Consider the following 25,477-nt stretch of genomic DNA (forward strand, 5'->3'; position numbering starts at 1 on the left):
CTGCTCGAGCGAAGCCGAGAGCTTGGGGGAGGGTGGGCACACGGGACGGCGCCTTCTCGCGGCGCCTCCGCGTTCCGCGCCTGGACCCGCACCACCAGGTGCCGTCACCAGCGGTGCGGGTTCAGGCGGTACAGCCTCTGGCGCCGGCAAAGGGCGCCGTCCGTTGTGCCCACCCGTTCCGCCCCAGCGGAACGATTGCCCACAACGGGGCGGGCGCGGGGTCAGACGTGCCCCGTCATGCGGACCCCGTTCCGCGCGGTACCTTCGGGCCCCGGGCACCGACGTCCGGGAACGACCGCCCGCAGAGTGGAGTCAGACGTGAGCGTCAGCGTCCGGACGACGACCGACGGAACCGACCCCTTCGGCACCGCACGGCTGCGCAGGGGCGTGCTCGACGCCTGGGGTGCGAGTCCCGCCCGGTTCCGTGAGGACGCCAACGCCGAGGAGGACCTGGCCCTCGGCGGCTACCGCGACCGCCTCGTCGTGGAGCTGGCCCAGAACGCCTCCGACGCCGCCCACCGCGCCGGCGTCACCGGCCGCCTCCGCCTGACCCTGCACCCGGCGGACCACGAGGGCCCCGCGGTCCTCGCCGCCGCGAACACCGGCGCCCCGCTGGACGCCGCGGGCGCCGAGTCGCTGTCCACGCTCCGCGCGTCCGCGAAGCGCGAGCAGACCCAGGGCGCGGTGGGCCGCTTCGGTGTCGGTTTCGCCGCGGTCCTCGCCGTCACCGACGAGCCCGCGGTCCTGGGCCGGCACGGCGGCGTCCGCTGGTCGCTGGCGGAGGCGCGCGAACTGGCCGCCGAGGCCGCCCGGTACAGCCCGGGCCTCGGCGACGAACTGCGCCGCCGCGACGGCCACGTACCGCTGCTGCGTCTCCCGCTGCCCGCCGAGGGCACGGCTCCCGACGGGTACGACACCGTCGTCGTCCTCCCGCTGCGGGACACCGCCGCCGAGGACCTGGCCGAGCGGCTGCTCACGTCCGTCGACGACGCGCTGCTCCTCACCCTTCCGGGTCTCGCCGAGATCGTCGTGGAGACCCCCGGGGGAGGCGTACGGACCCTCCGCCGCTCCGAGGACGACGGCTACGTCCGCATCGACGACACGGCCACCGGCGGCCACCGCTGGCGGACCGTCACGCACGGCGGCCCGCTCGACGCCGGGCTCCTGAAGGACCGTCCGGTCGAGGAGCGGCTCCGCCCGCACTGGTCGGTGACCTGGGCCGTACCGGTGGACGCGGAGGGGGCCCCGAAGTACCCCCGTACGACCCCCGTCGTGCACGCCCCGACGCCCACCGACGAGCCGCTGGGGATCCCCGCCCTGCTCATCGCGTCCCTCCCGCTCGACACGGCCCGGCGGCATCCGGCGCCGGGGCCGCTCACCGACTTCCTGGTGCAGCGGGCGGCCGACGCGTACGCCGAACTCCTCGCGGAGTGGCACCCGGTGACGACCGCGACGCTCGACCTCGTGCCGGGGCCGCTCGGCAAGGGCCCGCTCGACGGGGCGCTGCGCGAGGCGATCCTGGACCGGCTGCCGAGGGTCGCGTTCCTGGCGCCGGCCGCGCCGTCCGAGGAGCTGCCCGCGCTCCGCCCGATCGAGGCGGAGGTCGCGGAGGGCGCGGGCGCGGAGACCGTCGACGTCCTCGCGGAGGTCTTCCCGACGCTCCTCCCCGCCGGTCTGGAGCGCCGTCCCGAGCTCCGCACCCTGGGCGTGGGCCGCGTCCCCCTGACGGAGGCGATCGACCGCCTGGCCGGTGTGGACAGGGCGCCGACGTGGTGGTGGCGGCTCTACGACTCGCTGGCCGGCGTCGACCCGGACCGTCTCACGGGCCTCCCGGTGCCGCTCGCGGACCCTGCCGACGGCACCCGGGTCCGGGCGACGATCGGCCCCCGCCAGGTCCTCCTCCCGCAGGACCGCACGCCCGCCGAACTGACCCGGCTCGGCCTGAAGGTGGCGCACCCGGAGGCGGCCCACCCGCTCCTGGAGAAGCTGGGCGCCCTCCCGGCCACGCCGCGCGCGGTCCTGACGACCCCGCAGGTCAGGGCGGCGGTCGCGGCGTCGCTGGACGCGGGGGAGATCTGGGACGAGGACGCGGACGCGCTGGACGCGGAGGAGCTCGCGGACACGGTCCTCGCGCTGGTCCGGGACGCGGAGCTCGACCCGGGCGAGGAGCCGTGGCTGGGTGCGCTGGCGCTCCCCGACGAGGACGGCGAGCTCTCCCCGGCGGGCGAGCTGGTCCTCCCGGGCTCGGCGTTCGCGGCGGTGATGCGCGAGGACGAACTGGCCTTCGTGGACGCGGAACTGGCGGCCCGCTGGGGCGAGCAGCCGCTCGCCGCGTGCGGGGTCCTGGCGAACTTCGCCCTGGTCCGGGCGACCGACCTGGTGCTCGACCCGGACGAGGTGGAGCCCCGCGAGGGCGACTACCCGGAGCCGGACGACGCGGGGCTGCTCGACGCGGTCGACGTGTGGTGCGAGGACGTCCTGGACCGCCTCCCGGAGACCCCGGTGCCGCCGGTGGCGACGGAGATCGTGGCGGTGCGGGACCTGGACCTGGTCGACGACGGCGCCTGGCCGCAGGCCCTCGCGCTCCTCGCGCAGCCGCCGCTCAGGGACGCCCTGACCCAGCCCGTGCGGATCCTCCTCCCGGACGGCACGACGGAGACCGTCCGTTCGTACACGGCGTGGTGGCTGCGCGACCACCCGGTCCTGGACGGCCGCCGCCCGGCGGGCCTGCGCGCGGAGGGGTCGGACCCGCTCCTCGCCGGCCTGTACGACTCCGCCGACGCGACCGGCTTCGAGGACGAGCAGGTCCTCCGGGCCCTGGGCGTCCGCACCTCGGTCGCGGCGCTCCTCGACGAGCCGGGCGGGGCGGCGGAGCTCCTGACCCGCCTGGCGGACCCGTCGCGGGAGGTGACGGCGGTCCAGCTGCACGCCCTGTACACGGCGCTCGCGGACCTGGATCCCGAGCAGGTGACGCTCCCCGACGAACTGCGTGCGGTGGTGGACGGCACCCTGGTCGTGGTCGACGCGGCGGAGGCGCTGGTGGCGGACGCGCCCGACCTCCTGCCGCTGGCGGGCGGCCTCCCGCTGCTGCCGGTGTCCCCGTCGCGCGCGGCGGACCTGGCCGAGCTCTTCCAGGTGCGCCGGTTGAGCGAGGCCGTCGAGGCCGAGGTGACGACGGTCGGCGAGGAGCACGAGGTCCCGCCGTCGGTCCACGCGCTCCTGGGCCCGGCGACCCCCGCCTCGTACGTCGAGCACGAGGAACTCCACGCGGGCGGCACCGAACTCGACTGGCGCCGCACTCCGGACGGCGTCGTCCACGCCGCCACCCTGGAGGGCGTGGCGGCGGGCCTGGCCTGGGCGGCCGCGCAGTGGCCCCGCCGCTTCGAGGTCGCGGCCCTCCTGGAGGATCCGTCCCGCACGGCGGAACTGGCCCGGGACCGCTGGTTCGACTGAGCCCTGGGCCGTCTCTTTCGGATCTTGCCGGGCTGATCCGAAGGTAACGGCCTAGTCCTCCGGCGCGGCCGGCGCCAGGCAGAGCGCGCGATGCGCGAGCCAGAGCTCGTGGCGGTCCGACGGCGAGCGGAGCAGGGAGCGTTGGAGGAGCGTCTCCGCGCGGGCCAGTCGTTTGCGGACGGCGGTGGTCGACAGGGACAGGGCGGCCGCGGTGGCTTCGACGTGGGCGTCGTGGTGAAGCCACACGGCCAGTGTCCGCGCGAGGGGGGACGCCTGAGCGCTCGCGGTCAGGGGCTGGAGCTGGGTGCCGGCCCACCGCGAGACGGCCGGTTGCGCGAGGAGGTCGTCGAGGCGGTGGCGCGGGCTCGTGCCGTGCTCCGGTGCCGCGCCGGGTGTTCGGCCGGTGTGCCCGGTGAGGTAGGGCGAGTCGAGGGCGCGCAGGGCGAGGGCGAGGGCGGACTGGTCGGCGAGCCGGTCGAGGTCGAGGTCGAGCCGGCGGGCGATGTGCCGGAGGCGTGCGGACAGGGTGTTGCGGTGGATCCCGAGGTGTTCCGTGGCCTGGGAGGGGGCGCTGAGCCAGGACGCCGCGGTGGCGAGCAGCTCCACGCTGCCCGGGTCCTGAGGCCTTCGGGCGCTGTGGGCGCGCAGCGGGGCCAGGAAGTGTTCGGCCCAGTCGCCGACGGCGGCGCCGATCGCGAGGACCAGGTCCGGGTTCGTGGCGAAGGCGGCGCTGCCGTTGGTGCGATGGCGGGCGGCGACCAGGGCGTGGAAGGCCTGTGCGTATCCCGTGGCCGCGTCCTCCAGTGCCACGACGTCGCTCACGCCCACCCGGCACACGCCCGTGGCCGTCCCGGCGCACTCCGGGGGCGGCGGGCCCGCGGTGGCCACCTGGGCGGGGGCCGGAGCGAGGACGATCAGCAGTCCGTCGTACCTCGTGCAGGGCACGACCCACGCGTTCGGGGAGGTGGCCCTCAGGCGGCGGGCGATCTCGCCGCGTGAGGCGGGTGATCCCTCGACGGCCCAGACGCGGATGGTCTCGGGCAGTTGGGGCTGCAGCGTCCCTGAAGCCTGCCGCGCCGCCGCGATGTGGCCGTGCGTCAGCAGGTGCAGGGCGGCCTCGCGCGCCCGCCCTTCGGCGAATTCGGCCCGGTCGCAGAGCCGTTCGGCGTTCTCGGCCTTCCAGCACAGGCTCAGCGTGGACACGGCGTCCGCGAGCAGCGACGCCAGCCCGGCCGTGGCCGACCGGGGTGCCACCGAGACGAGTACGGGTGTGGTCGGCCCCGACGGCTGGTCCAGGGGGTAGAGGAAGACCCTGTGCCCGTGCACGTCGAGGGCCATGGATCCCACCCGGCGTCGGACGAGCTCGCGCACCCCGCTCCGGACGGCCTCCAGGACGGCCCTGTCTGCCGTGTACCGCGGGCGCCGGCCCGAGGGCACGACCGCTCCGGTGCCGTCGATCAGCAGCGCCTCCGCGCCGCTGCGCTCGGCCAGCCAGCCGAGCACCGCGTCGGAACCCCCCTTGCGGGCCGCGCGCTGCAGGGCCAGTACGTCGTCGGCCCGCCGGGTCCGCCCCGGCGGGCCCCCCGCCGTGTGCGCCGTCCGGTCGGCCGCCGTTGCCGTCATGCATGTCCCGCCGGTCACGCCGGACACCCCCGTCCCCGTAAGAAAGCCGGATCCCGCCCGGGGAGCCCACCACCGGTCGGGCGGTCTGTTGCGCGCGTACCGGGCCAGCGTACCGATCCGGTCGGGGCCGATCGTCAGAGATTTCAGGGCCGTCCGTCCCGTTGGCCGCATGGCCCGCTGTGCGTTCGTCCACCGGAACCCCGCCGTCACTGTGCAGCGCGGCACCGGCCGCCGGGACGCCCTGTCCTACGTTCGTCGACGTGGCGACACCCGGTCCGTGGGCGGCGGACGCCGGTCACGGATCCGGGGCGGCTGCCGCACCGTTCCCCGTATGCGTTCCACGTCCCGACAAGGAAATGGCATGCCCATGCAAAAGAATGCGATAGCCAGGATGGTCGCGGTCGCCGTGGCCGCGCCGGCCCTCGCCCTGACGATGTCGACGTCGGCGTCGGCGGCGCCCCAGAGCAACACCGTCAGCTGGCAGAACGCGGCGACCGGCAAGTGCCTCAACTGGGGCAACGACGTCTTCGGCAACTACCGGCTGGACCCGCCGGGAGGCTGCGACAGGTCCTACCACGGCTGGTCGCAGTGGAAGGAGACGTCGGTGGACGGCACGTACTGGACGTTCCGGCCCGACGACACGGTGAACGGCCACCAGGCCAACCTGTGCCTCACGTCCTACAACACCCTCGTCTACCTGGAGACCTGCCAGGACGGCAACTGGTGGCAGCAGTGGGAGGAGGTCTGGACGTCCGCCGGCTGGAAGCTCAAGCACCGGGGCGCGGGCAACGTGGCCGGCTACTTCCTCGACAGCGACGGCAGGAGCACGTACACGGAGTCGCCCAACTCCGGCCCGTACCAGCTGTGGCACTGACCCACCGGCCGCACACCGACAGACGTCCGTACCGGAAGGAAATCCCATGAGCATCACGACCCTGTCCGCCCGGATCGGCGCCGTGGCCGCCGCCGGCGCGGCCCTCGCCGTCCTCGGCTCCGGCTCCGCGTTCGCCGGAGGCAACGGCCAGCAGCTGCGCTTCTACGACACGGCGGGCCGGACCTACTCCATCCAGGTCGCCGGATGGAACCAGAACGGCGAGTACACCACGGCCTGCTTCGGCACCCCCGTCAAGGACAACTACCTGGGCGGCTGGTGGTGGAAGGGGGACCTGCACTGGGTCGGCTACCGCAACGCGGGCTGCTCCGGCGAGGTCACGGTGTCGGAGCGGCAGGACTACGTCGAGCCGAACCAGGCCGACGACTGGTGGTTCCTCCACAGCTAGCACCGCACGGCGCCTCCGTGGTCCGGTGGCCGTCTACGCCGGGAACCGCCGGTCCACCCAGCGCCACGCGACCTCCAGGACCGCGGCGCCCGCGGCCGCGATGGCGACCGCCGCCCACGGCATCGTCACGCCCACCAGCTTCAGGGCGAAGAAGTCCTGGAGCCAGGGGACGGCGAGGACCAGGAGGAACGCGCCTCCCATGGCGGCCACCAGGGTCAGGCGCCACCACGTGTAGGGGCGGGCGATGATCGCGAGGACCCACATCGAGACGAGGAACAGCGTGAGGGTGGCCGCGCTGGTCTCGGCGGCCAGGGCGTCCTGGCCCGTGTAGTGGTGGCGGGCCAGCAGGTACGTGGTGAAGGTGGCCGCGCCCGCGACGACGCCGCCGGGGATGGCGTACCGCATGACCCGGCGGACGAAGTTCGGCCTCGCGCGTTCCTTGTTGGGGGCCAGCGCGAGGAAGAAGGCGGGGATGCCGATCGTGAGGGTGGACAGCAGCGTCAGGTGGCGGGGCAGGAACGGGTACTCCACCTGGGAGCAGACCACCAGCACGGCCAGGAGCACCGAGTAGACCGTCTTCACGAGGAAGAGGGTGGCCACCCGCGTGATGTTGCCGATCACCCGGCGGCCCTCGGCCACCACCGACGGGAGGGTGGCGAAGCTGTTGTTCAGCAGGACGATCTGGGCCACCGCCCGCGTCGCCTCCGAGCCGGAGCCCATCGAGACGCCGATGTCCGCGTCCTTCAGGGCCAGGACGTCGTTGACGCCGTCGCCGGTCATGGCGACGGTGTGGCCGTGGGACTGGAGCGCCGCGACCATGTCCCGCTTCTGCTGCGGGGTGACCCGGCCGAAGACCGCGTTCTCGTCGAGGACCTTCGCCATCTCCTCCCGGTCCGTGGGGAGCCGGCGGGCGTCCACCGTGTTCTCGGCGCCCGCCATGTCGAGCTTTGCGGCCACCGCGCCGACCGAGACCGCGTTGTCGCCCGAGATGACCTTGGTGGCGACGTTCTGGTCGGCGAAGTACGCGAGGGTGTCGGCCGCGTCGGGGCGCAGCCGCTGTTCGAGGACGACGAGGGCGGTGGGGTGCGCCCCGGCGGTGAGGTCGGCGGAGTCGAGGTCGTGGGCCGTACGGGCGAGGAGGAGGACCCGCAGGCCGTCCTCGTTGAGGTGGTCGATCTCGGGCAGGACCGGGTCGCCGGCCTTCAGGAGGACGTCCGGGGCGCCGAGGAGCCACGTCGAGTTCTCCCCGTTGCCCTCGCTGAACGACGCCCCGCTGTACTTGCGCGCCGAGGAGAACGGCAGGCTCTCCGTGCAGCGCCACTCCACCGTCTCCGGGTAGGCGTCGATGATCGCCTGGAGGGAGGCGTTGGGGCGCGGGTCGGACTCGCCCAGGGCGCCGAGGACCTTCCGTACGTACGTCTCGTCCGCGCCGTTCAGCGTGCGCAGACCGGTGACGTCCATGCCGCCTTCGGTGAGCGTGCCCGTCTTGTCGAGGCAGACCACGTCCACCCGGGCCAGGCCCTCGATCGCGGGGAGCTCCTGCACGAGGCACTGCTTGCGGCCGAGCCGGATCACGCCGATCGCGAAGGCGACGGAGGTGAGGAGGACGAGGCCCTCGGGGATCATCGGGACGATGCCGCCGACGGTGCGGGCGATCGCGTCCTTGACGTTGTCGTCCTTGACCACGAGCTGGCTGATGACGAGCCCGAGGGCGGTCGGGATCATCATCCACGTCACGTACTTGAGGATCGTGGAGATGCCGGTGCGCAGCTCGGAGTGGACCAGGGTGAAGCGGGACGCCTCCTCGGCGAGCTGGGCGGCGTAGGCCTCGCGGCCGACCTTGGTGGCGGTGAACGCGCCGCCGCCGGCGACCACGAACGAGCCGGACATCATGCGGTCGCCCGGCTTCTTCACCACGGGGTCCGCCTCGCCGGTGAGGAGCGATTCGTCGATCTCCAGGCTGTCGGCCTCGGCGACCTCGCCGTCGACGACGACCTTGTCGCCGGGGCCCAGCTCGATGAGGTCGCCGAGGACGATCTCGGAGGTGGAGATCTCGGCGGCCGTGCCGTCGCGCCGCACGGTGGGTTTCGCCTCGCCGATGACGGCGAGCCCGTCGAGGGTCTTCTTGGCGCGGAGCTCCTGGACGATGCCGATGCCGGTGTTCGCGACGATCACGAAGCCGAAGAGGCTGTCCTGGATCGGCGCGACGACGAGCATGATCACCCAGAGCACGCCGATGATCGCGTTGAAGCGGGTGAAGACGTTCGCGCGGACGATCTCCCTGGTCGAGCGGGAGCTCCGTACGGGGACGTCGTTGACCTCGCCGCGCGCGACGCGTTCGGCGACCTCGGCGGAGGTCAGTCCGGCGGGGCGGTGCACGACGGGTGGCCCGGTCGTCCCCGTTCCGCCGCCGTCCGTGTCGATCTGCGCCCGCTGAGTCATGGTTTCGACGGTACGGCCGGATTCGGCCGTTCACCTGCCGAGAAGGGCGAAGATCAGACCGGGGGAGGAGGGGAATCGTCCCCTGGTCCCACCTGCCCGGACGGTGTCGTCCACCGGGACGGTGTCACGTGCCCGGACGCGCCTCGGGGGTCCCCGGGGCCTGCGCCGGCCCGGCCGCCTGCGCCGCCGCGTGCCGCTTGATCGCCGCGTCCCGCTTCCGTACGTACCAGATGCCGATCAGGCCGAGTCCCGCTCCGGCCAGGCAGGTCCACACCCACCAGGTGAGGTCCCGGTCGTCGAACCAGCCGTAGAAGGGGACCTGGACGAGGAAGAGGACGAACCAGAGGATCGTTCCGCCGGTGATGGTGGCGACGACGGGCCCTTCGAGGGGCTCGGGTGCCTCGTGCTTCGGTGTCCACTTCGCCATGGGGCCCAGTCTAGGTGGCGTGTTTTCGGGTCTACGCGCGGAGATGGACTCCCGCTCGTTCATGTGTTCATACTGAAACGGTTTGCCTCTGGCGGGTTCCATTCGTATGAACCGCCAAAAAGGACTTCTCAGAACCTCCGAAGAGGAACCCCCATGAGCACGACGGCCACCGCCAAGGCCACGCCCCCGGAGAGCCCGATACACCCGGTCTCCGGCCTCGACCGCTACTTCAAGATCTCCGAGCGCGGCTCGACCGTCGCCCGCGAGGTCCGCGGCGGCTTCGCCACCTTCTTCGCGATGGCCTACATCATCGTGCTGAACCCGATCATCCTCGGCAGCGCCAAGGACATGTACGGGCACCAGCTCGACGGCGGCCAGCTCGTCACCGCGACCGTCCTCACGGCGGCGTTCTCGACGCTCCTCATGGGCGTCATCGGCAACGTCCCGATCGCCCTCGCCGCCGGCCTCGGCGTCAACACGGTCGTCGCGCTCCAGCTCGCGCCGAAGATGTCCTGGCCGGACGCCATGGGCATGGTCGTCCTCGCCGGCCTCGTCGTCATGCTGCTCGTCGCCACCGGCCTGCGCGAGCGCGTCATGAACGCGGTCCCGGTCGGCCTGCGCAAGGGCATCGCGATCGGCATCGGCCTCTTCATCATGCTGATCGGCCTCGTCGACTCGGGCTTCGTCTCCCGCATCCCCGACGCCGCGCACACCACCGTCCCGCTCCAGCTCGGCGGCTCGGGTCACCTCACCGGCTGGCCGGTCCTCGTCTTCATCCTGGGCACGCTCCTCACCCTCGCCCTGATCATCCGCAAGGTGCCGGGCGCGATCCTGATCTCGATCGTCGTCATGACGATCGTCGCCATGGTGATCAACGCGGTCGCGACCGTCCCGTCCTGGGGCCTCACGACCCCGGAGTGGCCCGGCAACCCCGTCGCCTCGCCCGACTTCGGCCTCGTCGGCCAGGTCAGCCTCTTCGGCGGCTTCGACAAGGTCGGCATGCTGACCGGCGTCCTCTTCGTCTTCACCGTCCTGCTGTCCTGCTTCTTCGACGCGATGGGCACGATCCTCGGCGTCGGCGACGAGGCCAAGCTGATGGACAAGGACGGCAACTTCCCCGGCATCAACAAGGTCCTCCTCGTCGACGGCCTCGCGGTCGCCTCCGGCGGCGCGACCTCCTCCTCCGCCACCACCTGCTTCGTGGAGTCCACGGCCGGTGTCGGCGAGGGCGCGCGCACGGGTCTCGCCTCGGTCGTGACCGGTGCCCTGTTCTCGGTGGCGCTGTTCCTCACGCCGCTCGCGACCATGGTGCCGTCGCAGGCGGCGACCCCCGCGCTGCTCGCGGTGGGCTTCCTGATCCTGGCCGGGTCGGTCAAGGAGATCGACTGGAGCGACTACACCATCGCGGTGCCGGCGTTCCTGGCCATGGTGATGATGCCGTTCACGTACTCGATCACGAACGGCATCGGCATCGGCTTCATCGCCTTCAGCGTGCTGCGTCTCGCGGCCGGCCGGGGCCGTGAGGTCCCGGTGGCCATGTACATCGTGTCGGCGGTCTTCGTCTTCTACTACGCGATGCCGGCGCTCGGCCTCACGTGATCGCCGGGTTCGGCCGCGGGGGAACCGCAGGCCGGACCGTAGAACCTCTCCGTCTCGTCGACCGCGGTCTTGAACCGCTCGTCGAAATCCTCGCGAATGAGCGTCCGGGCCACGTAGTCCTGGACGCTCATTCCTCTTTTCGCGGCGTGACTCCTGAGCCGGTCGAGCAGCTCACCGTCGATGCGCAGGCTGAGCACTGTCGATCCCATGCCGTTCAGGGTCGGGGCAGCCGGGGCTCCTTTGCGTCACTTTCCGGATCCGCCTCACTCGTTTGGGTGATACATGGATGCCGAAGCGTGATCTGGCGCGTGCCGTGCTGCCGCCCCGCACGGGAGGGAGGGGTGTGATGCGCGTGACGTCCGCCCGTTCCTGTTGGTATTTAGACAGAGTAATGAGTTAGGCTAACAAACATGCCAGATCTGTCCCACGGCACCGCCGACGACGCCGCGGCCGTGAACGCGCTCCGCTCCTCCGTCATGCGACTGGGCCGACGCCTCAAGCACCAGCGCGTCGACGAGTCGCTCAGCCCGACCGAGATGTCGGTGCTCGGCACCCTGTCGCTCTGCGGCTCCGCCACCCCCGGCGAGCTGGCGCGCAAGGAGCACGTCCAGCCGCCGTCGATGACCCGCATCGTCGCGCTGCTCGAAGCCAAGGGACTGGTCCGGCTGGAGCCGCACCCCGACGACCGCCGGCAGAAGGTCGTCAGCCAGACGGAGCAGGCCGAGGCCATGCTCGAGGAATCCCGCCGCAAGCGGAACGCCTGGCTGGCCACCCTCGCCGAAGGGCTGGACGAGGACGAATGGGCGAAGCTGCGCGCGGCCGCCCCGGTCCTGGAGAAGCTCGCCCACCTGTAATCCATGCGCCAAGGAGGCGACGCACTTTGAGTACGGGACCCGGAGCAGACTCCGCACCCGTCCACAAACCCACCCTCGACACCCGTGGGCGGGGGGGAACCTTCTCCTCGCTCAGGATCCGGAACTACCGGCTGTTCTTCACCGGAGCCATCGTCTCCAACACCGGTACGTGGATGGCCCGGATCACCCAGGACTGGCTGGTCCTGAGCCTCACCGGCTCGGCGGCCGCCGTCGGCATCACCACGGCCCTGCAGTTCCTGCCGATGCTGCTCTTCGGGCTGTACGGCGGCGTCATCGCCGACCGCTACCCGAAGCGGCGCCTGCTGCTCGTCAGCCAGGCCGCCCTCGGACTGTGCGGCCTCGCGCTCGCCGTCCTCACGCTCTCCGGGTCGATCCAGGTCTGGCACGTGTACCTGATCGCCTTCCTGCTGGGCATGGTCACCGTCGTCGACAACCCCGCCCGGCAGTCGTTCGTCTCCGAGATGGTCGGCCCCGACCAGCTCCGCAACGCCGTCTCCCTGAACTCCGCGAACTTCCAGTCCGCGCGGCTCATCGGTCCCGCCGTGGCCGGTGTCCTCATCGCCGGGGTCGGCAGCGGGTGGGCCTTCCTGCTCAACGGGCTCTTCTTCCTCGGCCCCATCGTCGGCCTGCTGCGCATGCGTCCCGCCGAGTTCCACCGGGTCGAGCGCGCACCGCGCGGCAAGGGCCAGCTGCGGGAGGGCCTGCGGTACGTGGCGGGGCGGCCCGATCTGATCTGGCCGATCGTCCTCGTGGGCTTCGTCGGGACCTTCGGGTTCAACTTCCCGATCTGGCTCACCGCCTTCTCCGGCGACGTCTTCCACGTCGGCGCCGGCGCGTACGGCTTCCTCAACACGCTCATGGCGGCCGGCTCCCTGGTGGGCGCCCTCGCCGCGGCCCGCCGCGGCTCCACCCGGCTGCGGATGCTGGTGATCGCCGCGGCCGTCTTCGGCGTCCTGGAGATCGCGGCGGCCCTGTCGCCCGCGTTCTGGCTGTTCGCGCTGCTGCTCGTGCCCATCGGCATGATCGGCCTCACGGTGAACATCACGGCGAACTCGGCCGTCCAGATGGCCACCGACCCGGCCATGCGGGGGCGCGTCATGAGCCTCTACATGATGGTCTTCGCCGGTGGCACGCCCATCGGCGCCCCGCTCCTCGGCTGGGTCACCGACACCTACGGCGCGCGCGTCGGCTTCGCCACGGGTGGCGTGATCTCGCTCGCGGCGGCGGTCGTGGTGGGCCTGGTCCTGGCCCGGGTCGGCGGCCTGAAGGTCGCGATGGGCTGGCACCGCGGACACCCGCAGGTCCGGTTCGTGGCGCGCGAACGGCTCGTGACCGCGGCCTGACGGCCGGGGCGGTGCGGGTACGGGGCGCGGCGAGCGCCCCGTACCCCCTCAGAACCGCCGTTCCAGCACCTGCCCCGGCCAGTCGCCGACCCGGAACGGTTCGGTGCGCGTGAAGCCCTGGCCCTCGTAGTACGCGATCAGGCGGCCCTCGCTGCCCGCGAAGCAGTCCACCCGGAGGAGCGAGACCCCCTGGCGCCGGGTCTCCGCCTCCGCGTGGGCCAGGAGGGCCGCGCCCACCCCGTGGCCGTGGAAGCGGGCGTCCGTCGCCAGGAGCCGGACGTACACCTCCGGCTCCCCGGCCGGTGCGACGTACTGGCCGGGGTGCGGCGTCAGCGTCATCGTGCCCGCCGGCACGCCGTCGATCTCGACGATCCACGGATCGCCCTCGGACATCGTCCGCTCGACCTGCTCCACCGCCTTGGCCCGCCCGGAGAACGGCTCCGTGCCCCACTGGGCGGTGATCCCCTTGCCGTTGAGCCACACCACGGCGCTGTCGAGTATCGCGAGTATCGCGGGGAGGTCCTCCGCCCCGCCCTTCCGGATCTTCATCCCGGTGAGATTAGTCGTACAACCCTTCGGCGCGAGCGGGAGTCGTAGAGGGCGCAAAGGGATCGTCAAGGGATCGCTGGGGGAGGACCACACCGTGCGTACCGCTCTGTCTCGTCGTCGTGTCCCGCTGGCGGTGGGGGTCGTCCTGGCCGTCGTCGCCTCCGGCCCGTTCCTCGTCCCGGCCGCCGCCGCCGCCGCGGCGCCCACGGCCGTGACCGCTCCGGCCGCCGCGGCCCCGGTCTCCGTCCCGTTCCTGGCTTCGGGCGGCCGGCTGGTCAACGCCGGGAAGACCGGCTTCCTCTCGGAGGACGCCGACGGCCGTGCCCGCTGGACCCGGTACGCGGACGGGGTGTCGAAGGTCATCGAGGAGCGCGCGGGCGACTACGTCCTCGGCGGCGGACCCGGCTCGGACGTCGTCGTGGTCGCGCACGAGGTGAACAACCCCGGGGACGAGGTGATCTACACCTCCACCGTGCAGGTGCACGACATGGCGACCGGCGCCGCGCCCGTCGTCCTCGACCTGTCGGCGGGCCGGGAGACGTTCGGGTTCCTCGGTGGCGCCGTGGGGTCGACGCTCCTGGTGTCGGACGGCCGGAAGCTGAAGCTGGTCGATGTGACCGGCGGGAGGAACACCGTCCGCGTGGTGGGCGACGGCTACTACGATCCCGCGTGGCTGCCCGGCACCCTGCCCGGCACGGCGCTCGCGCTGAGCTACCAGGAGTACGTGGTCGTCGACGTCGCCACCGGGCGGGAGACGGGCCGCTATCCGGTCGACCCCGGCTCCCGCTGGCCGTATGCCGGCTTCCTCTCCCCGACCCGGGTGGCCTGGACGGAGCGCACCGGCGGCGCGCTGCTCCTCGCCACGGCCGTGCGGGGGCAGGCCGACGTCGTGCGGACACCGCTCGGCGCCGACGACGCGGCCTCGATCACCGGCGGTCTGCTCGGTGACTGGTTCCTGTGGGGCGCCACCACCGGAAACGCGACTCCGTGGCACGCGTTCTCGGCCCGCTCCCTGAAGGACGGGTCGACGGTGAAGCTCCTCGACCACGCGACCGACGCCGTCCAGGGCCCCGACGGCACCTTCCTCGTCCTCGGTACCAGCGCCGCCCACGGGGCGGGCGTCTACCGGGTCGCGGCCTCCGCCGACGGGCAGCCGTCGGCGGAGCTGATCGCCTCCACCGGCGAACCCGGCGACGGCGCCACCCCCCTGGCGTACGTCGGGGGCGCCCCGGTCACCGTCGACCTGGACGGCGTCGCCAGGACGCGCCTGTCCTGGAAGTTCTCCACGGCGCGGGCGGACCTCACCGTCCGGCTGAAGCGGAAGGGCTCGTGGGAGGCGTTCGAGACGGTCGTCCGGCCCGCGTCCGGCTCCGGCGCCTTCCCGGACGGATCCCTCGGTCTCGACTGGGCCGGCGAGCTGGAGAAGTGGAGCCCGAGGCCCGCCCCCAACGGCGCGTACGACTGGACGGTCACCGCCCGGCCGTGGAACGGGATGCCGTCGGTCACCGTCTCCGGCACCCTCACCGTCACCCGGTCCCCCAAGGCGCACGACTTCGACGACGACGGCGCGCCCGACCTGGTCGCGCGGGACGGGAACGGCTACCTCGATCCGATCGGCACGCGCTGGGACGACGCCACGGCACGGCTCGTCCCCCTGGACAGGAACGTCTCCGGACTGCGCGGCTGGAACATCTACGACCAGGTGGAGGCCGTCGGCGACATCGCCGGTTCGAACGCCGCCGACCTGGTCGCCCGCGACCGTGACGGGGCCCTCTGGCTCCACCGCGGCACCGGCAGCCAGACCCGCGTCGGCTACGAGTCCCGGGTGCGGATCGGCGGTGGCTGGAACACGTACGTCCAGCTCACCGGCGGCAGCGACCTGACCGGTGACGGACGTCCCGATCTGGTCGCCACGGACAAGGCCGGCGACCTGTGGCTGTACAGGGCGACGGGTTCCACGACGGCGCCCTTCGAGGGGCGGAGGAAGATCGGTCACGGGTGGGGGATCTACAACCAGCTCACGGCCACGGGCGACATCGGCGGCGGCGCGGCCGGTGACCTCGTCGCCCGCGACAAGGGCGGGAAGCTCTGGCTGTACCTGGGCAAGGGCGACGGCACGTTCGCGCCCCGGACGGCGATCGGCGGCGGCTGGAACGTGTACGCCGACATCGTCGGCATCGGCGACGGCAACAAGGACGGCCGTCCGGACGTGTACGCCCGGACGGCGACGGGAGCGGCCTACTTCTACGCGGGTACGGGCGACTGGAAGGTGCCGCTCAGGCCCCGCTCCTCCACCGAGGCGGGCACGGGGCAGAGCTGGGGCGGCGGCACCGTCCGGCAGGTCTCCTGATCCGCCCGGCCGCCCCGCCCCCTGCCACACTGCTCCCATGAGGCTCTTCGCCGCCGTCGTGCCGCCCGGGGACCGTCTCGACGAGCTCGGACGCGTCGTCGACCGGCTGCACCGGCTGCCCGGCGCGGACGGGATCCGCTGGACCTCGCGGCCCGGCTGGCACCTCACCCTGGCCTTCATGGGGGAGGTGGGGGACGAGCTGCTGCCCGAGCTGCGGGTGCGTCTGGAGCGGGCCGCGCACCGGACGCCGGCGTTCTCGCTGCGGCTGCACGGGGGTGGTCACTTCGGGCGGCGGGCGCTGTGGGCCGGGGTCGCCGGGGACCTGGACACGCTGCGGCTGCTCGCCGAGCGGTCGGACGCCGCCGCGCGCCGGGCCGGGGTCCCGATGGACGAGCACCGCGGCTACCGGGCGCACCTGACCGTCGGCCGGGCGCGGGGCGAGGGCGTGCCGCTGGGCTCCTTCGTGGAGGAGCTGGATGCCGTCGAGGGCGCGCGCTGGCAGGTGACCGAGCTGGCGCTCGTCCGGTCGAACCTCCCGGTGAGCGGGGTGCGGGGCGAGCGGCCCCGGTACGAGACGGTCGCCGCCTGGCCCCTTGAGGGGCGGGAGGGGCGCTCGGGTTAACCTCGTGGGGTGGACCCGAAGACCCGAAACCGGATCATGGCCGGTGTGCTCGTACTGATGTTCGCGATCATCGCGGTGGCCTCGCTGGCAGGCCAGTAACCCCCAGTACCCGCCCAGCCCATGCTGTGGGAAGCCTCTTGCTTCGAGTGCGCTCGAAGCAGTTGGCTTGACGTCCATGGAGTACACGCAGCTCGGACGCACCGGACTCAAGGTCAGCCGACTCGTCCTCGGGACGATGAACTTCGGACCGCAGACGGACGAAGCCACCAGTCACGCCATCATGGACACCGCCCTCGACGCGGGGCTCAACTTCTTCGACACCGCCAATGTGTACGGCTGGGCGGAGAACAAGGGGCGGACGGAGTCGATCATCGGCTCCTGGTTCGCCCAGGGCGACGGCCGTCGTGACCGCACGGTCCTCGCCACCAAGGTCTACGGGAACATGGGCCCCGACGGTGAGGCCTGGCCCAACCACGACAAGCTCTCGGCGCTCAACATCCGCCGGGCCGTCGAGGCCAGCCTGAAGCGGCTGGGGACGGACTACATCGACGTCTACCAGTTCCACCACGTCGACCGGGCCACTCCCTTCGAGGAGATCTGGCAGGCCGTCGACGTGCTGATCCAGCAGGGCAAGGTCCTGTACGCCGGTTCCTCCAACTTCCCCGGCTACAAGATCGCCCAGGCCAACGAGATCGCCGCCCGCCGCGGCTCGGTCGGGCTGGTCAGCGAGCAGTGCCTCTACAACCTCTTCGAGCGGCGCGCGGAGATGGAGGTCGTTCCGGCCGCGCAGGAGTACGGCCTCGGGGTCATCCCCTGGTCGCCGCTGCACGGCGGTCTGCTCGGCGGCGTCCTGAAGAAGGAGGCCGAGGGCAAGCGGCGCACCGAGGGGCGCGCGGCGGCCACGCTCGCCGACCCGGCGGCGCGGGCGCAGCTCCAGGCGTACGAGGACCTGCTCGACAAGCACGGTCTCCAGCCGGGCGAGACGGCGCTGGCCTGGCTGCTCACCCGTCCGGGTGTCACGGGTCCGATCGTCGGGCCGCGCACCCCGGAGCAGCTGGCCGGGGCGCTGCGCGCGCTGGAGCTGGAGCTGAGCGAGGAGCTGCTCGCCGGCCTGGACGAGATCTTCCCCGGGCCGGGTCCGTCCCCGGAGGCCTTCGCCTGGTGACGGGCGGCCGCGGCGGGCCGGTCGCGGTCCGCCGACGGCGGGCGGGGCGGCGCCCGGTCAGGGTCCGCCCAGCCAGCTGGTGGCGTCCAGGCGGAACGCCGTCTCCGCGGGGACGACGTTCCGCAGGGCCGCCTCCATGTCCCGGACGCGGTCCGCGCCGAGGGCCGCGGCCCATTCCGCCCGCAGCTCGTCGAAGATCGCCGCGGAGCGGGCGAGGGCGTCGTGTCCGCGCGGGGTGAGGCGGACGAGTTTGCGGCGGGCGTCCTCGGGGTCGTCGGTGCGTTCGGCGTAGCCGGCGGCGAGCAGCCGGTCGACGGTCTTGCCGGCGGCCTGCTTGGAGACGCCGAGGCGGCGTCCGATGTCGCTGGCGGTGGCGCCCCGGGCGCCGACGGCCTGCATGGCGAAGCCGAAGGCGGGGCGCAGGTCGGGGTGGCCCTCGTCGGCGAGGCGGGCGTGGAGCCGGTCGATGAGGGTGCGGAAGCCGCCGAAGAGGAGCAGGGGGAGTTCGTACCCGGGCGTGTCGTGCACGGGCACCCCCTTGCCCATATCGACAACCTGGTTTACGTTTTCCCCCACGACATGGTCAACCATGTTGTCCATTCTAGTCCGTCCGTACCGGGGGAATCGCCTTGTCCGCACCGCTCGACATGTCCAGCCGCACCGCCGCCGCCGTCGCCCTCCTCAAGGAGTCCCCGGAGACCCTCGACGGCTTCCTCAGGCTCAGCGCGATCTTCGAGTCCACCACCCTCGACCCGCACTCCCGCGAGACCGTCGTCCTCACCGTCGCCGAGCGCCACCAGTGCCACCTCTGCGTCGACATGCACGAGGCGAAGCTCGCCGGCCTCGGCCCGGCCCCCGACGCCGAACGCCTCGCCGCAGTAAGGACGTTCACCCTCCGGGTGCTCGCCTCCTCCGGCGCCGTGAGCGACGAGGACCTCGCCGCCTTCGAGAAGGCCGGACACACCCGCCGCAACGCCCTGGAAGTCGTCCTCGGCATCGGCGCGTACACCCTGTCGACCTTCGCGAACCGCCTCACCCGCGCCGCCTGACCCGTCACACGGCGCAGGCGTACGGGCCGCCCAGCCCCCACGCCTGGTGCATCGCGCCGGCGAACGCGGCGGCCAGCTTCCGCTCCCCGGACGGACCGGGGTGCGTGCCGTCGTAGGTGTCCGCCCGGAGGTCGTACGACTCCGGAACGGACGCGAGCAGCAGCGGCGAGGCGGCCGTGTCCAGGTCCGCGACCGCCTTCGCGAGGAGTTCGTTGAAGCGGGCGCACTCGGCGGCGAACGCGGCGTCGTAACCGGCCCGGACGTTCGGGATGACCGGCAGGAGGACGGCCCGGACGCGGGGGTTCGCGGCCCGGGCCGCCGCCACGAACGCCCGGACGTTCTCCTCGGTCTGGTCGCAGTTCGTGTAGAAGCCCAGGTCGATCAGGCCCAGCGAGACCAGGAGGACCTCCGCCCCCGTGGCCGCCACCGTCTCCCCGATCACCGGCGCCATGTGCAGCCAGCCCTCGCCCCAGCCCGCCAGATGCCGCCGGGCCGCGGCGGGGAACGCCGGGTCCGGATACGCCTCCGAGGCCGGCGCGTCGACGGCCGGGTCGTACAGGCCGGAGCGCGGGCCGACGATCTCGTACCCGCCGGGAAGCGTCGCCTCCAGGTGCTCCCACATGCGGTAACGCCAGGTCCAGTCGCCGGCGCGTCCGATGGTCATGCTGTCGCCGACGAACAGAAAACGCATGGTCATATCATCGCGGACCGGGTCCCGGACCTGCGACGTGATCCGGGACACGGGACACCGTCAGCGGTCCAGGAACGCGCCGACCGTCGACGTGACCCACTCCGCGTCGTCGTGCCACGGGAAGTGCCCCGCGCCCGCCAGGACCGCGCACTCGGCCTCCGGGAACAGACCCGCGTACGCGGTGGCCGTCGGCACCGGCGTGTTCGCGTCGCCCTCCCCGGCCACCACGAGCACCGGACGGCCGAACTCCGCGAACACCGCGCGCGTGGCCTCCGGTTCGAAGGCGCCCTCGCTCGCGTAGACCCCGGCGGCCTCCACGTTCCGCTGCCGGTCCATCTCCGCGTTCCGCTCCCGCGCGGCCTCGTCCCAGGTCCCGTGGAAGAACGGCGCCACCGCCTTGAACGTCTCCGCCGTCCCCCGGCCCGCCGTCAGGTCCTCCAGGGCCACGTACGCCTCCGCGAACCACGGCTCCCCGGTCCGCAGCCGTGCCGCCGCGAGCCGCTCCTCCCCGTCCGTCTCCAGGCCGACCGCCGCCGTGCCCGGCGTCAGCAGCACGAGCCGGGCCACCCGCTCCGGATGCCGGGCCGTGTACAGCGCGGCCAGGTTCGCGCCCGCCGAGTGCCCGAGGAGGTCGACCGTGTCCAGACCGAGGTGCGCGCGGAGCGCCTCCACGTCCTCCACGAGCCGGTCGCAGCGGTACGAGGCCGGGTCCTCCGGCACCGCCGAGGCACCCGTGCCCCGCAGGTCCAGCCGGATCAGGGTGCGGTGCGCGTCGAGCCCCCCGAGGTCGCCGAGGTAGACGGAGTCCTGCATGGGGCCGCCGGGCAGGCAGACCAGCGGATCGCCGGAACCGGACACGTGGTACGCGAGCAGGGTCCCGTCGGGAGCGGAGAAAGAAGGCATGGGCGCGACCATGGCAGCGCCTTCCCCGCAGGTCAAGCGGGATTCCCTCGGGCCGTGGCGCGCTCGGTCCCCGGCGTTTCCGGGGGCCGTGGCACGCTTGATCCCATGCGATCTGCTCTGTGCGCCCTCGGCGCGGCCGCCGCCCTGGTGCTGCTCCCGGCCGCCCACGCCCATGCCGAAGGACAGCAGCCCGACCGGGACTTCACGATCGAGGACTCCCGGATCACCGAGTCCAGCGGCCTCGCCGCGAGCCGCGCCCACCCGGGGATCTACTGGACGCACAACGACCAGGACGCGCCCCTGATCTACGGCATCGACTCCCGTACGGGAAAGACCGTCGCGACCCTGACCATGGCCGGCGTCGGCACCCCCCGCGACATGGAGGCGATCGCCGTCGGCCCGGACGGCGACCTCTACGTCGGCGACATCGGCGACAACCTCGACGGCTCCTGGGACCACGTCTGGATCTACCGCTTCCCCGAGCCGGAGATCCTCAAGGACCAGACCGTACGGGCCGAGCAGTACGTCGTGAAGTACGCCGACGGAGCCCGCAACGCCGAGGCCCTGATGGTCCATCCGAAGACCGGCCGGGTGTACATCGCCAGCAAGAACGAGGACGGCGGCGGCCTGTACGCCGGCCCCGAGCGGCTCTCCACGTCCGGCACGAACGTCTTCCGGCGCGTCGACGAGGTGCCGTGGGTGACCGACGGCGCCTTCTCGCCGGACGGCGACCGGATCGTCCTGCGCGGCTACTTCAGCGCCAAGGAGTACGCCTGGAAGGACGGCCGCCTCGGCGACGGCGGCACGGCCGTCGGCGCCCCCTTCCAGGGCCAGGCGGAATCGGTGACCTACACCCCGGACGGCTCGGCCTTCATGTTCGGCTCGGAGGGGAGGAACAGCCGGGTGGTGCGGGTGGACCGCACCTCCGGGACCCCCTCGGGGAAGCCGACGGACACACCGGGAGGCGCGCCGAAGTCCCCCTCCGCGCCCGCCGCCGGGGGCGACCAGGGCAACGTCACCACCGGCTTCCTCGTCCTCGCCGGCGCCACCGTCCTCGTGGTCGGCGTCAAACGCCTGCTGAGGAAGGGATAGCCGAAGGGCCCGGCACCGGATGCGTCCGGTGCCGGGCCCTCCCTGCGACCGCAGGGGTCAGAGCTTCTCGATGACGTGGTCGATGCAGGCCGTCAGGGCCCGCACGTCCGCCGGGTCGATCGCCGGGAACATCGCGATCCGCAGCTGGTTGCGGCCCAGCTTGCGGTACGGCTCGGTGTCCACGATCCCGTTGGCGCGCAGCACCTTCGCGACCGCCGCCGCGTCGACCTCGTCCGCGAAGTCGATCGTGCCGATGACCTGCGAGCGCTTCGCCGCGTCCGTCACGAACGGCGAGGCGTACTTGGACTCCTCGGCCCAGCCGTACAGCGCGTCCGAGGACTCCTTCGTCCGGGCCACGGCCCAGTCGAGACCACCCTGGCCGTTGATCCACTTCAGCTGCTCGTTGAGCAGGAACAGGGTCGAGAGCGCCGGGGTGTTGTACGTCTGGTTCTTCAGCGAGTTGTCGATCGCCGTCGGCAGCGAGAAGAACTCCGGGACGTGACGGCCGGACGCGTGAATCCGCTGCGCCCGCTCCAGGGCGGCCGGGGAGAAGGCCGCGAGCCACAGGCCGCCCTCGGCGGCGAAGGACTTCTGCGGGGCGAAGTAGTAGACGTCCGTCTCGGTGATGTCGACCGGGAGGCCGCCCGCGCCGGAGGTCGCGTCGACCAGGACGAGCGCGCCCTCGTCGGCGCCCGCGACCCGCTTCAGCGGGGCGGCGACACCGGTGGAGGTCTCGTTGTGGGTGTACGCGTAGACGTCGACGCCCGCCTCGGCCACCGGCTCCGGGTGGGTGCCCGGGTCGGAGGAGATCACGGTCGGCTCGGCAAGCCAGGGAGCCAGCTTGGCGGCCTTCGCGAACTTGGAGGAGAACTCGCCGAAGGTGAGGTGCTGCGACTTGTTCTCGATCAGACCGTGGGTCGCGACGTCCCAGAAGGCGGTCGAGCCGCCGTTGCCCAGGATCACCTCGTAGCCCTCGGGCAGCGAGAACAGGTCGGAGATGCCGGTACGTACCTCGCCGACCAGGTTCTTGACCGGAGCCTGGCGGTGGGACGTGCCGAGGAGGGAAGTGCCGGTGGCGGCCAGGGCGTCCAGCGCCTCCGTACGCACCTTGGAGGGGCCCGCGCCGAAACGGCCGTCGGCGGGCTTGATGTCAGCGGGAATCCGGATCTCAGCCACGAGGCGGAGAGTATCGGGTCGGGGAGGGGCCGGTCGCCGGATGTCCGCCCGATGAGACGAGGACTGAGACATCCTGGGCTTGTGGGAAGACACCAGGAAGACCCGTCCGGACTGGCATCCGACCTGCGCGCCGCCGTCGCCGGAGACGTCGACTTCTCCGCCACCGCGAGAGCCCTGACGACCATGGACGCCTCCAACTACCGCCGCGTCCCGGCCGGTACGGTCGCACCGCGCGACGCCGCCGACGTCGCGGCCGCCCTGGAGGTGTGCCGGGCGCACGGCACCACCCCCGTCGTCGCACGCGGCGCCGGGACCTCGATCGGAGGCCAGGCCACCGGCACCGGCGTCGTGCTCGACCTCACACGGCACATGGGCGGGATCGTCTCCCTGGACCCCGCCGCGCGGACGGCCGTCGTCCGCCCCGGACTCGTCCTGGACCGGCTGCGGGCGGCGGCCCGCCCGCACGGACTGACCTTCGGACCCGACCCGTCCACGCACAGCCGCTGCACCCTCGGCGGCATGATCGGCAACAACGCCTGCGGGGCGCACTCGGTCGCCTGGGGCACCACGGCGGACAACGTGCGCTCGCTCGACGTGGTGACGTACGGAGGCACGGCGTTGACGCTGGGGCGCGGAGGGCAGGGCGCCCCCGCCGGACTCCTCGGCCTCGTCGACCGCAACCTCGCCCTCCTGCGGACCGGCTACCCGGCCGGACTGCCGCGCCGCATCTCCGGCTACGCCCTCGACGCGCTGCTCCCCGAGCGGGGCGTGGACGTGGTCCGCTCCTTCTGCGGCAGCGAGGGGACGCTCGGGGTGGTGACGGAGGCGACCGTGGCCCTCGTCCCGCTGCCCGCCGAGCCGGTCCTCGTGGTCCTCGGGTACGCGGACGAGAGCGCCGCGGCGGACGCCGCGGCGGGACTCCTGCCGTACGGGCCGCTGACGGTCGAGGGCATGGCCGCCGATCTCGTACGGGGCGCGTCCGGACTGCCCCGGGGCGGGGCGTGGCTGTTCTGCGAGACCGACGGCCCGGGGGAGGCCTCCCGCCTGGTCCGGGCGGCGGACGCGCTGGACGCCGCCGTCGTGCGGGACCCGGCCGGGCAGCGGGCGCTGTGGCGGATCCGGGAGGACGCGGCGGGGACGGCGACGCGGATGCCCGGGGGCGGGGACGCCTGGCCGGGATGGGAGGACTGCGCGGTGCCGCCGGCGCGGCTCGGCGCGTACCTCCGCGCATTCCGGTCGCTCCTTGCGGACTTCGGCCTCCGGGGAGTCCCGTACGGGCACTTCGGAGACGGCTGCGTGCACGTGCGGATCGACTTCGACCTGTGGACGGGTAAGGGCGTACGGGACTTCCGCCGCTTCTCGGAGGCCGTCGCCGACCTCGTGGTCGCCCACGGCGGCTCGCTCTCCGGGGAGCACGGCGACGGGCAGGCGCGGGCCGAACTGCTGCCCCGGATGTACGGGGACGAGCTGGTCGGGCTCTTCGGCGCGGTCAAGGACGTGTGGGACCCGGACGGGGGCCTGAACCCGGGGATGCTGGTCCGGCCGAAGCCGCTGGACTCGGGACTCCGCTTCGCGGGGCTGCCGCTGGTCGGGGCGGCGGCCGGAGAGGGCCTCGGCGTGGGAGCCGGCCTCGGCGGGGCCGCCGCGCGATGCGTGGGCGTCGCGAAGTGCCGGGTGGAGGGGCCGAGCAGCGGCCCGGGCGTGATGTGCCCCTCGTACCGGGCGACCGGGGAGGAGAAGCACTCCACCCGGGGCCGGGCGCGGCTCCTGCACGAGATGGCACTCGGCGAGGTGATCACCGACGGCTGGCGCTCGGAGGAGGTCAGGGACGCGCTCGACCTGTGCCTGTCCTGCAAGGGCTGCCGCAGCGACTGCCCGGTGGGCGTCGACATGGCGGCGTACAAGGCGGAGTTCCTGGACCGGCACTACGCCCGACGGCCCTTCGCGCGCCCCCGCTCGCACTGGACCATGGGGCGGCTCCCCGGGTGGCTGGCGCGGTTCGGGCGGGGACTGAACGCGGCGATGGCACTGCCGTTCGCGGCGCGCCTCGCCGGGGTGACGCCGGAGCGGACGATGCCGAGGGTGGCGGAACGGTCCTTCGTGTCCTGGTTCGCCGAACGCGCCTCGAACCGCCCGCCGGCGCTCACCCTGTGGCCGGACACCTTCACGAACCACCTGGCGCCCGAGGTGGGCGAGGCGGCCGTCCGCGTCCTGGAGGACGCGGGCCTCGGCGTGGAACTGCCGCCGGGGCGGGTCTGCTGCGGGCTGACGTACGTGTCGACGGGGCAGCTGGCGGCGGCGCGGAAGGTGATGCTGCGGACGCTCGACGTGACGGGGGAGATGACGGGCCCGGTGGTCGTCCTGGAACCCTCGTGCGCGGCGACGCTCAGGACCGACCTGCCGGAACTGCTGCCCGACGACCCCCGGGCGGCGCGCCTGGCGTCGTCGGTGGTCACCTTCGCGGAGGGGCTGGAGACGCTGGCGCCCGACTGGACCCCGCCGCGCCTGGACCGGCCGGTGACCGGCCAGACGCACTGCCACCAGCACGCGGTCCTGGGCGACGCGGCGGACCGCCGCCTGCGGGAGCGGGCGGGCCTGGCGGGCGAGCTGGCGGGCGGCTGCTGCGGCCTGGCGGGCAACTTCGGCTTCGAACCGGGCCACTACGAGGTGTCGGTCGCCTGCGCGGAGGACCAGCTCCTGCCGGCCCTCCGGGCGGCGGAGCACCCGACGGTCCTGGCGGACGGCTTCTCGTGCCGCACCCAGATCGCGGACCTGACGGAACACCGGGGACGACACGTGGCGGAACTGCTGGCGGAGGGGCTGGGGGAGGGGCGGTAG

General features: G+C 73.1%; 21 protein-coding genes. 12 read left to right on the forward strand and 9 right to left on the reverse strand.

The genetic code is table 11. The annotated features are described in order from the left end of the window. The first annotated feature begins 306 nt into the window (after positions 1–306). Entirely contained in the window at positions 307–3,453 is a 3,147-nt protein-coding gene (locus ACFV2S_RS25505) for a sacsin N-terminal ATP-binding-like domain-containing protein (protein WP_385563425.1), read from the forward strand. 51 nt (positions 3,454–3,504) lie between these two features. On the opposite strand, the gene ACFV2S_RS25510 is transcribed toward ACFV2S_RS25505, so the two are convergent. Beyond that, the gene (locus ACFV2S_RS25510; protein WP_385563428.1) at positions 3,505–5,076 is read right to left on the reverse strand and encodes a helix-turn-helix domain-containing protein; all 1,572 of its coding nucleotides are present in this window, start codon (positions 5,074–5,076) and stop codon (positions 3,505–3,507) included. Between the two features lie 361 nt (positions 5,077–5,437). Here ACFV2S_RS25510 and ACFV2S_RS25515 point away from each other — a divergent pair, with 361 nt between their 5' ends. Both ACFV2S_RS25515 and ACFV2S_RS25520 read left to right on the forward strand, forming a co-directional pair. Beyond that, the gene (locus ACFV2S_RS25515; protein WP_385563431.1) at positions 5,438–5,950 is read left to right on the forward strand and encodes a hypothetical protein; all 513 of its coding nucleotides are present in this window, start codon (positions 5,438–5,440) and stop codon (positions 5,948–5,950) included. Positions 5,951–5,996: 46 nt separating this feature from the next. Further along, the gene (locus ACFV2S_RS25520) at positions 5,997–6,356 is read left to right on the forward strand and encodes a hypothetical protein (RefSeq protein WP_385563434.1); all 360 of its coding nucleotides are present in this window, start codon (positions 5,997–5,999) and stop codon (positions 6,354–6,356) included. Positions 6,357–6,389: 33 nt separating this feature from the next. Here the strand turns inward: ACFV2S_RS25520 and ACFV2S_RS25525 are convergent, their stop codons facing one another. Both ACFV2S_RS25525 and ACFV2S_RS25530 read right to left on the reverse strand, forming a co-directional pair. Beyond that, entirely contained in the window at positions 6,390–8,798 is a 2,409-nt protein-coding gene (locus ACFV2S_RS25525) for an HAD-IC family P-type ATPase (RefSeq protein ID WP_385563437.1), read from the reverse strand. Between the two features lie 124 nt (positions 8,799–8,922). Next, entirely contained in the window at positions 8,923–9,225 is a 303-nt protein-coding gene (locus ACFV2S_RS25530; protein WP_383795351.1) for a DUF2530 domain-containing protein, read from the reverse strand. Between the two features lie 153 nt (positions 9,226–9,378). Here ACFV2S_RS25530 and ACFV2S_RS25535 point away from each other — a divergent pair, with 153 nt between their 5' ends. Further along, positions 9,379–10,824, forward strand: a complete 1,446-nt coding sequence (locus ACFV2S_RS25535; protein WP_383795348.1) for an NCS2 family permease — start codon at positions 9,379–9,381, stop codon at positions 10,822–10,824. Here the strand turns inward: ACFV2S_RS25535 and ACFV2S_RS25540 are convergent. After that, positions 10,794–11,033, reverse strand: coding sequence for a hypothetical protein (locus ACFV2S_RS25540; RefSeq protein WP_383795345.1), 240 nt, complete (start codon positions 11,031–11,033; stop codon positions 10,794–10,796). The two genes, ACFV2S_RS25535 and ACFV2S_RS25540, sit on opposite strands and share 31 nt — an antisense overlap. Positions 11,034–11,234: 201 nt before the next feature. Here ACFV2S_RS25540 and ACFV2S_RS25545 point away from each other — a divergent pair, with 201 nt between their 5' ends. Both ACFV2S_RS25545 and ACFV2S_RS25550 read left to right on the forward strand, forming a co-directional pair. Continuing rightward, positions 11,235–11,678: a MarR family winged helix-turn-helix transcriptional regulator gene (locus tag ACFV2S_RS25545; RefSeq protein WP_123457423.1), complete on the forward strand. Its 444-nt coding sequence runs from the start codon at positions 11,235–11,237 to the stop codon at positions 11,676–11,678. A 26-nt stretch (positions 11,679–11,704) separates the two neighbouring features. After that, a complete protein-coding gene (locus ACFV2S_RS25550) occupies positions 11,705–13,042 on the forward strand; it encodes an MFS transporter (RefSeq protein WP_385563443.1) in 1,338 nt (445 codons plus the stop codon). A gap of 48 nt (positions 13,043–13,090) precedes the next feature. Here ACFV2S_RS25550 and ACFV2S_RS25555 read toward each other — a convergent pair whose 3' ends face one another. Continuing rightward, positions 13,091–13,591: a GNAT family N-acetyltransferase gene (locus ACFV2S_RS25555; protein ID WP_385563447.1), complete on the reverse strand. Its 501-nt coding sequence runs from the start codon at positions 13,589–13,591 to the stop codon at positions 13,091–13,093. A 94-nt stretch (positions 13,592–13,685) separates the two neighbouring features. Here ACFV2S_RS25555 and ACFV2S_RS25560 point away from each other — a divergent pair, with 94 nt between their 5' ends. The 3 genes from ACFV2S_RS25560 to ACFV2S_RS25570 all read left to right on the forward strand — a co-directional run bounded on the left by ACFV2S_RS25560 (position 13,686) and on the right by ACFV2S_RS25570 (position 17,728). Continuing rightward, the gene (locus tag ACFV2S_RS25560; RefSeq protein WP_385563450.1) at positions 13,686–15,941 is read left to right on the forward strand and encodes an FG-GAP repeat domain-containing protein; all 2,256 of its coding nucleotides are present in this window, start codon (positions 13,686–13,688) and stop codon (positions 15,939–15,941) included. A gap of 37 nt (positions 15,942–15,978) precedes the next feature. Continuing rightward, positions 15,979–16,563 carry an RNA 2',3'-cyclic phosphodiesterase gene (gene thpR, locus ACFV2S_RS25565; protein WP_385563453.1) on the forward strand — a complete coding sequence of 195 codons (585 nt, stop codon included), beginning with the start codon at positions 15,979–15,981 and terminating at the stop codon, positions 16,561–16,563. Between the two features lie 175 nt (positions 16,564–16,738). Beyond that, a complete protein-coding gene (locus ACFV2S_RS25570; protein WP_385563456.1) occupies positions 16,739–17,728 on the forward strand; it encodes an aldo/keto reductase in 990 nt (329 codons plus the stop codon). A gap of 57 nt (positions 17,729–17,785) precedes the next feature. Here the strand turns inward: ACFV2S_RS25570 and ACFV2S_RS25575 are convergent, their stop codons facing one another. Beyond that, a complete protein-coding gene (locus tag ACFV2S_RS25575) occupies positions 17,786–18,319 on the reverse strand; it encodes a MarR family winged helix-turn-helix transcriptional regulator (RefSeq protein ID WP_385563459.1) in 534 nt (177 codons plus the stop codon). A 56-nt stretch (positions 18,320–18,375) separates the two neighbouring features. Here ACFV2S_RS25575 and ACFV2S_RS25580 point away from each other — a divergent pair, with 56 nt between their 5' ends. Continuing rightward, complete coding sequence (locus ACFV2S_RS25580; RefSeq protein ID WP_385563763.1) at positions 18,376–18,777, forward strand: carboxymuconolactone decarboxylase family protein; 402 nt, start codon at positions 18,376–18,378, stop codon at positions 18,775–18,777. A 4-nt stretch (positions 18,778–18,781) separates the two neighbouring features. On the opposite strand, the gene ACFV2S_RS25585 is transcribed toward ACFV2S_RS25580, so the two are convergent. Further along, the gene (locus ACFV2S_RS25585; protein ID WP_385563462.1) at positions 18,782–19,468 is read right to left on the reverse strand and encodes a GDSL-type esterase/lipase family protein; all 687 of its coding nucleotides are present in this window, start codon (positions 19,466–19,468) and stop codon (positions 18,782–18,784) included. 60 nt (positions 19,469–19,528) lie between these two features. Further along, positions 19,529–20,371 (reverse strand): alpha/beta fold hydrolase, encoded by an 843-nt coding sequence (locus ACFV2S_RS25590; protein WP_385563465.1) that lies wholly within the window; start codon positions 20,369–20,371, stop codon positions 19,529–19,531. A gap of 105 nt (positions 20,372–20,476) precedes the next feature. On the opposite strand from ACFV2S_RS25590, the gene ACFV2S_RS25595 reads away from it, so the two are divergent. Next, positions 20,477–21,463: a WD40 repeat domain-containing protein gene (locus ACFV2S_RS25595; RefSeq protein ID WP_385563468.1), complete on the forward strand. Its 987-nt coding sequence runs from the start codon at positions 20,477–20,479 to the stop codon at positions 21,461–21,463. A 57-nt stretch (positions 21,464–21,520) separates the two neighbouring features. On the opposite strand, the gene serC is transcribed toward ACFV2S_RS25595, so the two are convergent. After that, on the reverse strand, positions 21,521–22,639 hold the full coding sequence (serC, locus tag ACFV2S_RS25600) for a phosphoserine transaminase (protein ID WP_385563471.1): 1,119 nt from the start codon (positions 22,637–22,639) through the stop codon (positions 21,521–21,523). Between the two features lie 51 nt (positions 22,640–22,690). Here serC and ACFV2S_RS25605 point away from each other — a divergent pair, with 51 nt between their 5' ends. Beyond that, a complete protein-coding gene (locus ACFV2S_RS25605; protein WP_385563474.1) occupies positions 22,691–25,477 on the forward strand; it encodes an FAD-binding and (Fe-S)-binding domain-containing protein in 2,787 nt (928 codons plus the stop codon).

The organism is Streptomyces sp. NPDC059695, assembly GCF_042733785.1.
Classification (GTDB): domain Bacteria; phylum Actinomycetota; class Actinomycetes; order Streptomycetales; family Streptomycetaceae; genus Streptomyces.